At 63.8% G+C, this 14,849-nt stretch carries 8 protein-coding genes; 5 read left to right on the top strand and 3 right to left on the bottom strand.

Translation table 11 applies throughout. From position 1 onward, the window contains the following. Positions 1–6 precede the first annotated feature (6 nt). Positions 7–1,902, top strand: a complete 1,896-nt coding sequence (locus AC1VVK_RS03045) for an XrtA/PEP-CTERM system amidotransferase (RefSeq protein WP_482904329.1) — start codon at positions 7–9, stop codon at positions 1,900–1,902. Between the two features lie 226 nt (positions 1,903–2,128). Continuing rightward, entirely contained in the window at positions 2,129–4,429 is a 2,301-nt protein-coding gene (locus tag AC1VVK_RS03040; protein WP_482904328.1) for an EAL domain-containing protein, read from the top strand. 545 nt (positions 4,430–4,974) lie between these two features. Here the strand turns inward: AC1VVK_RS03040 and zapE are convergent. Both zapE and AC1VVK_RS03030 read right to left on the bottom strand, forming a co-directional pair. Next, positions 4,975–6,090: a cell division protein ZapE gene (gene zapE, locus AC1VVK_RS03035; protein WP_132385555.1), complete on the bottom strand. Its 1,116-nt coding sequence runs from the start codon at positions 6,088–6,090 to the stop codon at positions 4,975–4,977. A gap of 157 nt (positions 6,091–6,247) precedes the next feature. Further along, positions 6,248–7,027, bottom strand: coding sequence for a succinate dehydrogenase iron-sulfur subunit (locus AC1VVK_RS03030; RefSeq protein ID WP_482904327.1), 780 nt, complete (start codon positions 7,025–7,027; stop codon positions 6,248–6,250). Between the two features lie 295 nt (positions 7,028–7,322). Here AC1VVK_RS03030 and AC1VVK_RS03025 point away from each other — a divergent pair, with 295 nt between their 5' ends. After that, positions 7,323–7,607 carry a DUF4242 domain-containing protein gene (locus AC1VVK_RS03025; RefSeq protein WP_243652385.1) on the top strand — a complete coding sequence of 95 codons (285 nt, stop codon included), beginning with the start codon at positions 7,323–7,325 and terminating at the stop codon, positions 7,605–7,607. A gap of 123 nt (positions 7,608–7,730) precedes the next feature. On the opposite strand, the gene AC1VVK_RS03020 is transcribed toward AC1VVK_RS03025, so the two are convergent. Continuing rightward, complete coding sequence (locus AC1VVK_RS03020; RefSeq protein WP_482904326.1) at positions 7,731–10,562, bottom strand: Rne/Rng family ribonuclease; 2,832 nt, start codon at positions 10,560–10,562, stop codon at positions 7,731–7,733. A gap of 719 nt (positions 10,563–11,281) precedes the next feature. Here AC1VVK_RS03020 and AC1VVK_RS03015 point away from each other — a divergent pair. Next, the gene (locus tag AC1VVK_RS03015; RefSeq protein ID WP_482904325.1) at positions 11,282–12,151 is read left to right on the top strand and encodes an N-acetylmuramoyl-L-alanine amidase family protein; all 870 of its coding nucleotides are present in this window, start codon (positions 11,282–11,284) and stop codon (positions 12,149–12,151) included. Between the two features lie 89 nt (positions 12,152–12,240). Next, positions 12,241–14,790 carry a penicillin-binding protein 1A gene (locus AC1VVK_RS03010; RefSeq protein ID WP_482904324.1) on the top strand — a complete coding sequence of 850 codons (2,550 nt, stop codon included), beginning with the start codon at positions 12,241–12,243 and terminating at the stop codon, positions 14,788–14,790. Positions 14,791–14,849: the final 59 nt, after the last annotated feature.

Raw genomic sequence — 14,849 nt, 5'->3', positions numbered from 1 at the left:
TCATATATGTGCGGGATTGCCGGTATCTACCATCTCGAGACGCCCAAGCCCGTCGATCCCGCGCGGGTTGAGGCGATGTGCGATGCCATCGCCCATCGCGGGCCTGATGGGCAGGGCGTCTGGACGGCGCCGGGCGTTGCATTGGGCCATCGCCGCCTCTCGATCATCGACGTCGCCGGCTCGCCGCAACCCATGGCTTCGCCCGATGGCCGGGCGATGCTGGTGTTCAACGGCGAGATCTACAATTTTCAGGCGCTGCGCAGCGAACTGGAAGCCCATGGCGCCACGTTCCGCACGCAGGGCGACAGCGAGGTGATCCTCGCCGCGTGGCAGCGCTGGGGGCCTTCCTGTGTCTCGCGCCTCCACGGCATGTTCGCCTTCGCGATCTACGACCTGGAAGCGCGATCGCTGTTCCTGGCGCGCGACAGGCTGGGGGTGAAGCCGCTCTATCTTGCACCGCTGAGCGACGGCAGTCTGGCGTTCGGTTCCGAACTCAAGGCGCTGTTGGCGCATCCCCTGCTGCGGCGCGAGATCGATCCGCTGGCGGTGGAGGACTATCTCGCCTGGGGCTACGTGCCGGACAGCCGGGCGATCCTCAAGGGCGTTTCCAAGCTTCCGGCGGGCCATACGCTGCTGCTGCGCCATGGCGCGCCGATGCCGAAGCCGGTGCAGTACTGGGACGTGACTTTCGCCGAGCGGCGCAAGGGCCGGATCGCTGATCTTGAGGCGGAACTGCTCCACCTCATGCGCGAGGCGGTGACGTCGCGCATGGTTGCCGATGTGCCGCTGGGCGCGTTCCTGTCGGGTGGGGTGGACAGTTCGAGCGTGGTTGCGCTGATGGCCGAGGCGTCTTCGCGCCCGGTGCGGACGTGCTCGATCGGCTTCGACGTCGCTGCGCTGGACGAGACCGGCTATGCGGACGAGATCGCCCGGCGCTTCTCCACCGACCATGTTTCGCGCCGGGTCTCGCCGGATGATTTCGATGCGATCGATACGCTTTCGGCAATGTTCGACGAGCCTTTCGCCGATGCCTCCGCCTTGCCGACCTGGCGCGTGTGCCAATTGGCGCGGGAATCGGTGACGGTGGCGCTCTCGGGCGACGGCGCGGACGAGGCTTTCGCGGGCTATCGGCGCCACGTGTTCCAGCATGGGGAGGATCGGGTGCGCTCGGTGCTGCCGCAGTCGCTGCGTGGTCCGGTGTTCGGAACGGCAGGGCGAATCTGGCCCAAGGCGGACTGGGCGCCGCGTCCGCTGCGCGCCAAGGCGACCTTCCAGTCGCTCGCGGCGGACAGTGCGACGGGTTATGCGCGCGCCATCTGCTTCACGCCGCCGGAACTGCGCGACACGCTCTATTCGGACGCCTTCCTGCGCCTGCGCGGCGAATATCGGGCCGAGGACGCGGTGATCGAGACGATGCGCGGCGCCCCGGCCCGCTCGGGTCTAGACCGCGCGCAATATGCCGATCTCAAGCACTGGTTGCCGGGCGATATCCTCACAAAGGTCGACCGCACGAGCATGGCGGTCAGCCTTGAAGCGCGTGAGCCGCTGCTCGACCACCGCCTAATCGAATTTGCCGCCAGCCTGCCCGAATCGATGCGCGTGCGGAGCGGGCAGGGCAAATGGCTGATGAAGCGAACGATGCGGCGGATGTTGCCGGACGACATTCTCTATCGCCCGAAACAGGGCTTCGTGACACCCATCGCGCAGTGGCTGCGCGGACCGCTTGCGAATACCGCCCGGGAAATCGCGACCAGCGCCACACTCGGGCGCACCGGCTGGTTCGATCTGAGGCGCCTGACCGCGCTGGCGGAGGCGCATATTGCCGGGCGGGCCGATCACTCGCGGCTCTTGTGGCAGCTTCTGATGCTGGACAGGTCGCTCGCGCGGCTGGGGATCGCCTGAGCCTGATGCCGCGCGCAAGCAGGTCCCGCGGCGAATCATCGTGAACGTGGATTAACCTAACCTATTCTTAGGACCTTTGGCCTAGGTCCGGTCACCAGGCCCCATTGCAGGACGTGCATGAAGATAGCAGGTCGCCATTATCGGACGCCAGAGCGCGCGATTTTCGCGCCTCTCGAATCCGTGCGCTGTGTGGGTGCGGGTGGAGATAATTCTCCAAGGCGGTTCCGTGGCTGAGATCCTTTCGCGCCTCGTCAAGATCTGGAAGAGCCCGCGATTCCGCATCGTGTTCTGGGCCGCGCTGACCGGCGTGCTCCTTGGTGTGAGCAACGCGTGCCTCCCGCTTGAGGATATGATCGTCAACGGCCGCTCGATGCTGCGAAGCCACCCGTCCGATGGGCAGATCGCCATGGTGTTCCAGGATGACCGGACCCTGGAAGAGTTGCAGCTTGCGGAGATCCCGCGCGCAGACGATGCCACCATGATCAACAATCTGTTCGCAGCCGGCGCCCGGCGCGTATTTTTCGATCGGTCGCTCAGCTTTGCAAGTGACGACCCCGGTAACGAGGCCTTCATCAAAACACTGAAGGCCCACCGTGGGCGGATCTTCCTTGGCGCGCTTCCAAGCAGCGAGCAGGCGGGCGGCAATTACGCTGCGACCATTCCGCCCACCGCATATCGCGCGGATGTCGATGTCGTATCATTGCTTGCGCTGAACCATCCGTTCAATCTCAGCATCAGTATGCCATTCGCGTCTGACAGCCCGATTGGCCGCATTCCAAGCTTGGCAGCCAGAATTGCTGGCGTATCGGGTTCGGTGAATGATCTCTTTCGGCCCGATTATTCGATCAACTACAGGACCATCCCGACCGCGAGCTACGTCGACGTACTAAAGGGACGGCTCGATCCACGGATTGTGCGCGGTAAAGACGTGATCATCGGCCTCAGCGCGATTACCTATCACGATGGGCACCCTATGCCGACGCAAGGCTATGCGCCGGGAGCTTTTTTCCATGCGATTGCCGCTGAGACCTTAAAGCGAGGCGTGCCCATGCAACTCGGATGGTTGCCGCCGTTCTTGCTAATCCTGGTGGTGATTGTGTCCGGTGTAGGCAGAGGTCGGGCTCTCGATATCTACCGCTTCACGGGTCTCGTTGTTGTTCTGATAGCCATGCCGTTGCTTCTCGATGGTCATAATATCCAGGTCGATGTCGTACCTGCGATTGCCATGGCAGCAGTGGCGGTGTTTCGCATGCGGCACCTCGACAAGATCGAGGTAGCAGGCGAAACCAATGCCGGCTCGGGCCTGCCTAGCGTTCAGGCGCTGCGCAAATACGACGAGGTGTCGAACCGGATTCTGGTGGCCCTCAAGATTCGCAACTACGCCGCCATCATCGGCAGCTTTGCCGGCGAGCTTGAAGCGCAGATCGCGCACGAGATCGTGCGGCGCATCCGGATCAGCGACAGTCAGGTGGTGGTCTACCACGAAGGCGGCATGTTCCTCTGGCTCTCGACCATCCGCAGCACTTTCGACCTGTTCGAGAACCTCGAGGGGCTGCACCGCATCGTCCAGAACGGCATTCAGGTCGGCGGGCTCGACATCGACCTCTCGTTTAACTGCGGTATCGATTCCGAGTTCGATCGTCAGGTATCGAGCCGCGTCGCCAGCGCCATGCAGTCCGCCGAAGAGGCGGTGCGCAACGATGAGCTCGTCTACAAGTACGACAGCCATAAGCACGAAGCGCGCTGGGAGATCTCGCTGCTTACCCAGCTTGACCGCGCCATCGACAATGGCGAGGTCTGGGTGGCCTATCAGCCCAAGCTCGACGTCGCGACCAACCGTGTCACCGGGGCTGAGGCGCTGGTGCGCTGGACCCATCCGGAGCGTGGGCCGATCAGCCCCGACAAGTTCATCCGTATTGCCGAGGAATTCCACCGCATCGAACGCATTACCCGCTTCGTCGTCAACGAAGCGGTGCGTGCTGCGGTGGAATTGCGGCGGCAGGGGCTGGATCTGTCGATTTCGGTCAACATTTCGGCGCAGCTCCTGCGCAATCCCGGACTGCCGGGCATGATCCTCGACATCCTCGCGTTGCATGGTCTCGATCCCGAGAAGCTGACGCTGGAGATCACCGAGACCGACAGGCTCGATCGCAGCTCGCGCACCTTCCAGATGCTCCAGAAGCTCGTTCAGGCCGGTCTCAAGCTGTCGATCGACGACTTCGGTACAGGCAACGCCACGATCGATTACTTGCGCTACCTGCCCGCGGGCGAGGTCAAGATCGACAAGGTCTTCGTCCAGGCGATGGAGGCCAACAAGGAAGACCTGCTGCTGGTGCAGTCGATTGTCGAGATGGCGCACTCGCAAGACCGGACGGTCGTAGCCGAAGGCGTGGAGACATTGGCCGCGCTCGAGATCCTGCGGGCCATGAATTGCGACATCATCCAAGGGTACTATGTCTGCCGTCCTGTCCCATTCCGGGATCTCGTCACGGAAATTAAGGGCCGGGAGGCAAGGCGTACTGGTTAAAAAAGTCTTGATGACCTTTTAACGCATTGTTATCCATTTGGGCAGCCGCGAAACAGCGGCGGTTCACATGGGGTAATTACAATGACCAAGGACTTTTGGGGCTACGGCTGGACGGGCCTCGGCGGCCGTTAATAGTTAATTTTTGCGGCGTTTCATGAGTTGAACTTTTGAAACGCCGCAACCAAATTAAGAAAACGACGGAAATCTGCGAAAAATACCAGGTTCAATACCTGGTCTTTTAATAGGTTTCACCTACAGCGCCCTTCCTGCCAAGGATCGGGCGCTTTAATTTTGCCTGAAGAATGGGCGCTAGACCGGGTGCGTGAATGGTGTGGGGGGCGCATGGTCTCCGGGCGGAGTCGCTGCCATCGAGTCGATCGTTAAGGCTTCGATCGTTAACTTTTGTCGGGATTCGAGACCTTAACGAGCCTTCAAAGACTAGTCGTCACTAGTCTTGCAAAATGTTAACAGCAGGCTTCGCCGGGCAAGACTTGCGGCAAGACTTGGCCGATACGCAACTTCGTTAACGCCGGTAAGGCAGGGGGTCAGTCTTCGCCGTGACCCATGGCGAGGTACTCAGCGCTCTGCATCTCGTTAAGCCGGCTGACAGTGCGCTCGAATTCGAAACGACCGTCTCCAGCCGCGTAGAGGTCCTCGGGCGGGGCGTCGGCGGCGGCGATCAGCTTGACCTTGTGCTCGTAGAGCGCGTCGATCAGCGTCACGAAGCGTGCCGCTTCGTTGCGGCGGTCGGGCCCCATCTTCGGAATGCCGACGACGATGACGGTGTGATAGGCGCGTGCAACCGCCAGATAGTCGGCTGCGCCACGCGCTTCGCCGCAGAGGCGTTTGAAGCTGAAGACGCCCACGCCCTTGAGGCTCTTGGGAACGTGCAACATGCGTCCGCCGCCGACATCGAGTTCGGCCGACGGTACGTGGTCGCTGTCTTCCGGCGGGTAGTCGGTCAGGCGGTAGAAGGCTTCACGCGTCTGCTCGGTCGCGTCTTCGCCCAGCGGATAGTGCCAGGTCGCCATGCCACCAAGGCGGTGCAGGCGATAGTCGGTGGGGCCATTGAGCGTCAGCACATCCATTTCCTTCTCGATCAGGTCGATGAAGGGCAGGAAGTGCTCGCGGTTAAGACCGTTCTTGTAGAGATCCTTGGGCGCGCGGTTGGACGTCGTCACCACGGTCACACCCTCATTGACGATGAGGTGCGTGAACAGCCGGCTCATGATCATGGCATCGGCGGAGTTGTTGACGACCATCTCGTCGAAGGCGAGGCAGCGCACGTCGCGCGCGATGGCAGCAGCCACCGGCGGGATCGGATCCCCGGTTTCCTTCTTGCGCTCGTCCCGCAGGCGCGCGTGAACTTCCAGCATGAAGGCATGGAAGTGGATGCGGCGCTTGTCGGGGATGTCGAGCGTGTTGTGGAACAAGTCCATCAGCATCGACTTGCCGCGCCCGACGCCGCCCCACATGTAGAGACCGCGCGGCGGCGGCGCTTTCTTGCCGAGAAGCTTGCCGAACAGGCCGCCCGCCGCGTTCGCCTTGTAAAGCTCGCGCTGAAGGCGGTCGAGCCGCAAGGCAGCGGCAGCCTGCTCCGGATCGGAGCGAAGCTCGCCGGTCGCGACCAGCGTTTCATAGCGTTCGAGTATGGCAGTCATGGCAGAGTGCGCTTGGCCAAATGGGACGGATGCACGGTAAGCTTGCGGAACACCGCTCGATGCGCGGCGCAGCGGACATCGAGCCGGATATTGGGTCGGCACTCCGCTGCGTCAATCCGGATCACGTTCTGTCAGGCCGTCAGGCGATCGGGCGCGATCAGACCTGGCGTTCTGCCTGCATCTTCTTGATCTCTGCGATCGCGCGTGCGGGCGAAAGGCCCTTCGGGCACACGTTGGCGCAGTTCATGATGGTGTGGCAGCGGTAGAGGCGGAACGGATCTTCCAGATCATCCAGACGCTCGCCGGTCATTTCGTCGCGGCTGTCGGCCAGCCAGCGATAGGCCTGGAGCAGGATCGCCGGGCCCAGGAACTTGTCGGAATTCCACCAGTAGCTCGGGCACGAGGTCGAGCAGCAGGCACAGAGGATGCACTCGTAGAGGCCGTCCAGCTTTTCGCGCTGTTCGGGGCTCTGGAGGCGCTCCTTGCCGGGCGTGGTCGAAACCGTCTGGAGCCAGGGGCGAATCGAGGCATACTGCGCGTAGAAGTGCGTGAAATCAGGGACGAGGTCCTTGATGACTTCCATGTGCGGCAGCGGGGTGATGCGGATGTCACCCTGGAGGTCCTCGATTGCGGTGGTGCAGGCGAGGCCGTTCGAGCCGTTGATGTTCATCGCACACGAACCGCAGATGCCTTCGCGGCACGAGCGGCGGAAGGTGAGCGAAGGATCCTGCTCGCTCTTCATCTTGATGAGCGCGTCGAGAACCATCGGGCCGCAGTTGTCGAGATCGATCTCGAACGTGTCGTAGCGCGGATTTTCGCCCGAATCGGGGTCGTAGCGGTACACAGTGAACTTCTTCACGTGCGACGCGCCTTCCGCCTTGTGGACGTTGCCCTGCTTCTTGATCTTGCTGTTGGCCGGGAGGGTGAAGGTCGCCATGAAAGAATCCCCGTGATCTTGCACTGCGGCATGAACCGCGACTGATGACCCCCTCTAGCGATTCAACGGCGCGGAGCAAGGGCAAGTGTACGCGCCGTGGCGGATTGCATGCGCCACGGCGTGAAATGCAAGCGCAGAGCGGGCTTGCAAGCGCGTCTCCCTCGAATTCGCATGACGAAATCGCGGCCTTTTCGCGGTAATCTGGGTTTGGAGGCAAGGGCAGGGCGGCCCCGATCCGCGAACGCGGCGAGTCTCGCTCGGCCCTGTCCGGCTTGTGAACGGAAGGATTCTGGCGATGTTGAAGCGATATGTGATCGAGCGGGACTTGCCGGGCGTGGGCAGCATGAGCGCCCCGGAACTGGGCGGCGCGACTAAAGTGTCGAACGATGCTCTGGCGGAAATACCCGGAATTCAGTGGGAGCATTCCTATGTCACCGCCGACAAGACGTTCTGTATCTACCTTGCCGAGAGCGAGGATAAGATCCGCAAGCATGCCGAGAAATCGGGCTTTCCCGCCAACAAGATCACCGAAGTGGTCGGGATGATCGATCCCACCACCGAGCGCAACTGCATGGTCTGAATACAGAATTCCCGTCCGATTGATTCTCGGCGCAAACGAAAGGGCCCCGCATGTTGCCATGCGGGGCCCTGTTCATGTCGGCTGTCGTGCCGGAGAGGAGCGGTTTACGCTCCCCTGGCCGGATCAGTTGCCGAACGTGCGCTGCCACCAGCCGCGACGCGGCGAGGAGTCGTCGCCGCCGTCTTCACCGGCCGATACCGTGGCTTCCTCGGCTACCGGAGCGGCGGGCAGGGCGGCTTCGGTGACCGGCTCGGCCGGGGCTTCAGCCGTCGCTTCGACGGTTTCGACCTTCTTGCGGCGCGTGCGCTTCGGCTTTTCCGCTGCGGGAGCGGGTGCTTCCTCAGTGACGGCTTCGGCAGGCTCGGCCTTCTTGCGGCGCGTGCGCTTCGGCTTTTCCGCTGCGGGAGCGGGCGCTTCCTCGGCGGCAACCTCGGTTACCACGGCAGCAGCGGCTTCGGCGGGTTCGGCCTTCTTGCGACGCGTGCGCTTGGGCTTTTCCGCTGCGGGCGCAGGCGCTTCCTCGGCTTCGACCACAACCTGCTCGGCTGCTGCCGGAGCTTCCGCCACGGCATCGGCCTTCCTGCGACGCGTGCGCTTCGGCTTCGGAGCTTCCTCGGCTTCGACTGCAACCGGCTCGGCGATCGCTTCGACGACTACGACTGCTTCCGCCGGGGCGTCATAAGCGTCGTCTTCGTACGAACCGTCTTCGGAGCCTTCGCTCGCCTCGCCGTTTTCGGTGCCGTGCTCGCCATTCTCACCGTTGCGGCGGTTGCGACGGCGACGGCCACCACGGCGGCGGCGCTTGCGGGGAGCTTCGCCATCCTCGTCCTCGGCTGCGGGGGCAATGCCCTCTTCGCCTTCGGCCTCGGCTTCGTTGCTCTCTTCGGCACCTTCGTCAGCGTCGCTGTCGTCGGCTTCGTTTTCGCCTTCGGCGTCCTCGGAGGTCTGCTCGTCACCACGGTCGCGGTTGCGGCCCCGACGGCGCTTGCGGCGCTTGCGGCGCGAGCCTCCTTCGCCATTGGCATCGTCGCCGCCGTCACGGCCGCGCGATTCCTCGCGGACTTCCTCTTCCTCGAACTCCTCCTCGTCGTCGATGAAGTCGTCCTCGACCTCTTCGGCGATGGGTTCGAAGCGCGGCACGAAGTCGTTGCGCGGGCCCGAGGAAACGACGCGCATCTTCGCGCCTTCGTTCTCGCCCTCAGGGATCACTTCGACAGTGACGCCGTAACGATCCTCGATGTCGGCAAGGTCGGTGCGCTTGGCGTTGAGCAGGTAGATGGCCGCTTCGGTCGATGCGAAGAGCGACACGACGATGCCCTTGCCCTTGGCGGCTTCGTCTTCAATGAGACGCAGCGCCGAGAGACCTGCCGAGCTGGCGGTGCGGACGAGGCCGGTACCGTCGCAGTGCGGGCAGGAACGCGTGGTCGCTTCCAGAACGCCGGTGCGCAGGCGCTGGCGGCTCATTTCCATCAGGCCGAAGCTGGAAATGCGGCCGACCTGAATGCGCGCGCGGTCGTTCTTGAGCGCTTCCTTCATCGCCTTCTCGACCTTGCGGACGTTGGAGCCGTACTCCATGTCGATGAAGTCGATGACGACGAGGCCGGCCATGTCGCGCAGGCGAAGCTGGCGGGCGATTTCCTGCGCGGCTTCGAGGTTGGTGGCGACCGCCGTCTGCTCGATCCCGTGCTCCTTGGTGGCGCGGCCCGAGTTGATGTCGATCGAGACCAGCGCCTCGGTCGGGTTGATGACGATATAGCCACCCGAACGCAGCTGCACGACCGGGTCGTACATCGCGGTGAGCTGGTCTTCTGCGCCGAAGCGTTGGAACAGCGGAACCGGATCGGCGTAAGGCTTAACCTTGCGGCCGTGGCTGGGCATCAGGAGCTTCATGAAGTCCTTCGCCGCGCGGTAGCCTTCCTCGCCCTCGACGATCACTTCCTCGATGTCGCGGTTGTAGATGTCGCGGATGGCGCGCTTGATGAGGTCGCTGTCCGAATGGATCAGCGCCGGAGCGGCCGAGCGCATCGTCTGTTCGCGCAGCTCGTCCCACAGGCGGGCGAGGTAGTCGAAGTCGCGCTTGATCTCGGTCTTGGTGCGCTGGAGGCCGGCCGTGCGCACGATGCAGCCCATCGAACGGGGTAGCGCCATTTCGGCAATGATCGACTTCAGGCGCTTGCGGTCCGATGCCGAGCTGATCTTGCGGCTGATGCCGCCGCCATGGCTCGAATTCGGCATGAGCACGCAGTAGCGGCCAGCGAGGCTGAGGTAGGTGGTGAGGGCAGCGCCCTTGTTGCCGCGCTCTTCCTTGACGACCTGCACGAGCAGAACCTGGCGGCGCTGGATGACGTCCTGGATCTTGTAGCGGCGGCGCAGTGCCATGCGCTTGGCGCGCAGGTCATCGGCTTCCTTCGAGCGGCCCGAATTGCGGCCACCCTGACGGCGGCCACGGCCGCGACGGCCACGATTCGAATTCTCGCCGCCTTCGTCCTCGGCAGCGTCTTCGTCCGCGGTTTCGAAGCCGTTCTCGACGTTGCCGTCCTCGATCGTGGCGACATGGTCCTTCTCGGACGTGTCGACCTCGGTCAGGCCGCCATCGTCGTAGCCTTCGCCGCCTTCCTCGTCCTCGTCATCGCCTTCCGAAGCGCGCAGAGCGGCTTCTTCCTCGGCATGAGCTGCCTCTTCGGCCAGCAGGGCCTCGCGGTCCTCCTTGGGGATCTGGTAGTAATCAGGGTGAATTTCGCTGAAGGCCAGGAAGCCGTGGCGATTGCCGCCGAAATCGACGAACGCTGCCTGAAGCGAAGGTTCCACGCGGGTAACCTTCGCCAGGTAGATATTGCCCTTTATCTGCTTCCTGTCGGCCGATTCGAAATCGAACTCTTCAATGCGATTTCCCTTGAGTACCGCCACCCGCGTTTCTTCCGGGTGGCGCGCATCGATGAGCATGCGCGTTGCCATTGTGTATTCTCCATGCGCGCTCGGTCCCGGCCTCGAAGGCGGTGACGGCGCGATCCTGTTCGATGATGTCCGCAGCCTTGGCATCAGCGCCGCTGTATCCAGCGAGGCCTGATGAGACAGAACCCGAAATTGGGCTCACGTCGGCGCGGACGGGGGTAAAGGTGAAGTCGGGGCCGTTTGGCTCCCGGGATGCGACTCTGTTGTCTATCGTCCTTGCGGGCATGCCGGATGGCGTGCCTGCGGACGTGAGCGTGTCTGCCAGAGTGAGTTCGCGCAGTGATCCGGAATGCGATCTTGGATACGCGGAAAATTGCAGCCAAGCTGCCCACGCCCCTTCGGGCGTCGGCTTGCAGGGCGGCAATTGGCTTCTCATCTCTCGCATCAACCTGTTCGTTCCGGACAGAATTCATCCGGATCTTGCAACCGGGTACTGGCTTCTTCGGTCCTGTCCGGCGGCATGTAGGCATGCACTTGCCGAATTGCTTGGACCGGAAGTTTTATGGGCCCGGGCCGAAACGCCTAGCATTCATAGCCTTGCACGGCAAGGTCATTGCCATGCTTTCATTGCATGGGGGAGCCTGTTGGATGGCCTGGGAATATTGGCCGGTTCGGCGGGGGAGGGCGGGTTGCCGGCGCAACAAGTTTTTCCGCCGATAACCGGGGGAAAGCGTGGCCCTGCGGGATTGCCGAGCGCATTGCCGCCGCCTAGTCACAGGCCCATGTCGCGCAGGCTGCAATTGCTTCTCCTCCTGTCGGCGCCTCTGGCGCTGCTGGCGGCGTTGCCTGTGCTCTATCCGCGTCTGGCGGTTTCGGCGCGCGATCTCGAATATGTCGTCCGCTTCGACCTGCCGACCGCCGATGCGCCGGTGAACCTTCCGCGCGTCGATGGCCCTGCGGATGCAAGCCGTCCGCTGGTGGTGATCGATGCCGGTCACGGCGGTTTCGATCCGGGCGCCGGGCAGGGCGACTTGCGCGAGAAGACGGTGGCGCTTCAGGTCGCGCTGGCGATCCGCGAGAAGCTATTGGCGGCAGGCGGCATTCGCGTGGCGCTGACGCGTGACACGGACCGTTTCATCGCGTTGGCCGACAGGCCCGATATCGCGCGGCGGCTCAATGCCGACCTGTTCCTGTCCATCCACGCCGACAGCGCCGAAAGCGACGGGGCGCGAGGCGCAAGCGTCTACGTCCTGTCCGAACGCGGATCGAGCGAGGCGGCCGAGCGTTTCGCCGCGCGCGAAAACCAGTCGGGCAAAGTCAATGGCGTGACGCTCACGCAGACCAGCCAGGATGTCGGGGCTATCCTGCTCGATCTCTCGCAGCGCGGTGCGCAACAGGGGTCGAGCCAGTTCGCCGGTCTTATTCTGCGCGAGATGCAGGATGGCGGGCTGGGATTGCACCATGACCAGATCGAGACCGCCGCGCTGGCAGTGCTCAAGGCGCCGGATATCCCCTCGGTCCTGTTCGAAACCGGATACATCAACAACCCGGACGATGCGCGCTTTCTGGGCTCGCACCAAGGGCAGCAACAGCTTGCTGAAGCGGCCGCGCGAGCGGTCCGGGCGTGGTTCGCGCGCCGGGCCGGGGCGTGACGGATGGGCATCGTCCGACGCGAAAAGCGCGCGGCGGATCGTGTCCTGTCTGGCCTAGCACAAAATCCCCATGCTAGAGGGCGGTCGCAATGACTGACGATATCAGCGAAAACGGCGCCGAGCAGAACCCCGGGGACGCTCACTTCCGCCTGCGCCGTGGGGGTGCCCGTGCCGCCATTTCCGGTCGCCTTGCGGGGCTGCGCAAGACCTGGCGCGAGCGTAAGTGGTTCCGCCGCTTCGGCTATCTGGCCGCAGCGGGCGCCATCGTGCTTGGCGGCAGCTACGTCGCGATCGGCTATGGCCTGCCTGACGCCAACAAGCTGCTCGAATACCAGCCGCCGCTGCCGACCATGGTGCGCGGCGTCGATGGCGAGATCGTCTACAGCTATGCCCGCGAGCGCCGCGTGCAGCTGCGTTACGTCGATTTTCCGCCCAAGCTGGTCGACGCTTTCCTCTCGGCCGAGGACAAGACGTTCTGGACCCACGGTGGCGTCGATTTCGGCGGTCTTGCCGGCGCGGTTGTCGACTATGCGTCCAAGCTCGGCTCGGGCGGGCGCGCACGCGGCGGTTCGACGATCACCCAGCAGGTCGCCAAGAATATCCTGATCGGTGACGAGTATTCGGTCACCCGCAAGCTCAAGGAAATGATCCTGGCGCGGCGGATCGAGGGCGTGCTGACCAAGCAGCAGATCCTCGAACTCTACCTCAACGAGATTCCGCTCGGCCGCCAGAGCTTCGGCGTGCAGGCGGCAGCGCGCGCCTATTTCGGCAAGGACGTGGACCAGCTTGACCTCCATGAGGCGGCGTTCCTCGCGATCCTGCCCAAGGCGCCCGAGCGCTATGGCCGCAAGCAGTACGAGGAAATGGCGATCAATCGCCGTAACTGGGTGCTCGACCAGATGGTGTCGAACGGCTGGGCCACGCGCGCCGACGCCGATGCCGCCAAGGCGCAGCCGCTGGGGCTGATCCCCCGCCGCGTCGAGACTTACGACACCGCCAACGCCTATTTCATCGAGGAAGTGCGCCGCCGCCTGATCGACCAGTATGGCGAGAAGGCCGAGGACGGCCCCAATAGCGTCTATGCAGGCGGTCTCTGGGTGCGCACCTCGCTTGATACCGAGATGCAGAAGGCGGTGCGCGACTCGCTGCGCGCGGGCCTGCTCAACTATCAGGGCAACCGCGAATGGGCGCATCCCATCGCGCATGTCGACGATCTTGAGAATTGGCAGACCCAGCTGATCGTCGCCAACAAGACGATCGACTACAAGGACTGGCGCGTCGGCATCATCCTCGACCGGTCGGGCAGTACCGGGCGTGTCGGCTTCTCCGATGGCAATGTGGGCACGCTTGCCAATGTCGCGGATGCGGCGCGGCCGGGTGACATCGTTGCTGTCGCGCCGGTCGGTGCGGGGACTTATGCGCTGCGGACGATCCCCGAGGTTTCGGGCGGCATGATGATGCAGGAGCCGGGCAGCGGCCGCATCGTCGCCATGCAGGGCGGTTTCGATGCCGGGCTCGATTCGTTCAATCGCGCGGTTCAGGCCGAGCGGCAGCCGGGCTCGACGATCAAGCCCTTCGTCTACGCCACCGCGCTCCAGTACGGCATGACCCCGGCGACGCAGGTGCTGGACGGCACGTTCTGCGTCTATCAGGGCGCGGCGCTGGGCGACAAATGCTTCCGCAACTTCGGCAACGAGGGCGGGGCGGGCAGTCACACCATGCGCTGGGGCCTCGAACAGTCACGCAACCTGATGACCGTGCGCATCGCCAACGACACCGGCATGCCGCGCGTGATCAAGACGTTCCACAACGTCGGCATCGGCGATTTCAAGCCGTACCTGTCCTTCGCGCTGGGCGCGGGCGAAACCACGGTCGCGCGCATGGTCAACGCCTACTCCGCGCTGGCCAACAATGGCGTGCAGTTCCAGTCCTCGCCGATCGACTACATTCAGGACCGCAACGGCAAGGTTATCTGGAAGTCGGACAATCGCCGCTGCGATACCTGCAACATGCCCGAGTGGGACGGCAAGCCGATGCCGCGCGTGGATCGTCGCGGCAAGCAAGTGCTGGATGCACCCACGGCGTTTCAGGTCGTCCACATGCTGGAGGGCGTGGTTACCCGCGGTACCGCTGCGCGCCTGCGCGAACTCAACATGCCGCTGTTCGGCAAGACCGGCACCACCAACGGCCCGACCGACGTGTGGTTCGTGGGCGGCACGCAGGACTATATCGGCGGCGTCTACCTCGGTTACGACAACCCGCGCTCACTGGGCGGCTATGCGCAGGGTGGCCGCATTGCGGCACCGATCTTCAAGCAGGTCGTCGATACCACCCGCCCGCGCTGGTCGATGCAGCCCTTCATCGCGCCTGCCGGTATCCGCATGGTCCGGATCGACCGCGTGACCGGCAAGCGGGTCATGGGCGTGGAGCCCAGCGACGATCCCAAGGCTGCGGTGATCTGGGAGGCCTTCAAGCCCGACACGGAACCACGCCAGTATACGCCCGAGGATGAGTTCACCCGTCGCCGTGACGCGCTGGTGGCTGAAATCCGCCATGCCCGCGACGTGCGCGAAGCGGCGGCAGGCGCCAATTCCGGCGACACGACTGACTTCGTCGAAGAGCAGGGCGGAGTTTACTGACTGTCCGAGATGGATGATTTGACGGCCCGGGCAAGCGATTGCCCGGGCCGTCTCGCCAG

This window comes from Novosphingobium sp. BL-S-32 (assembly GCF_056857055.1).
The sequence above is the reverse complement of the archived record's forward strand: the minus strand, read 5'-3'. Positions and strand labels throughout refer to the sequence as shown.

Bases quoted from the DNA above. Each gene is read 5' to 3' on its own strand.
- AC1VVK_RS03045 (WP_482904329.1), top strand. From the start codon at position 7: ATGTGCGGGATTGCCGGTATCTACCATCTCGAGACGCCCAAGCCCGTC.
- zapE (WP_132385555.1), bottom strand. From the start codon at position 6,090: ATGACTGCCATACTCGAACGCTATGAAACGCTGGTCGCGACCGGCGAG.
- AC1VVK_RS03030 (WP_482904327.1), bottom strand. From the start codon at position 7,027: ATGGCGACCTTCACCCTCCCGGCCAACAGCAAGATCAAGAAGCAGGGC.
- AC1VVK_RS03025 (WP_243652385.1), top strand. From the start codon at position 7,323: ATGTTGAAGCGATATGTGATCGAGCGGGACTTGCCGGGCGTGGGCAGC.
- AC1VVK_RS03020 (WP_482904326.1), bottom strand. From the start codon at position 10,562: ATGGCAACGCGCATGCTCATCGATGCGCGCCACCCGGAAGAAACGCGG.
- AC1VVK_RS03015 (WP_482904325.1), top strand. From the start codon at position 11,282: ATGTCGCGCAGGCTGCAATTGCTTCTCCTCCTGTCGGCGCCTCTGGCG.
- AC1VVK_RS03010 (WP_482904324.1), top strand. From the start codon at position 12,241: ATGACTGACGATATCAGCGAAAACGGCGCCGAGCAGAACCCCGGGGAC.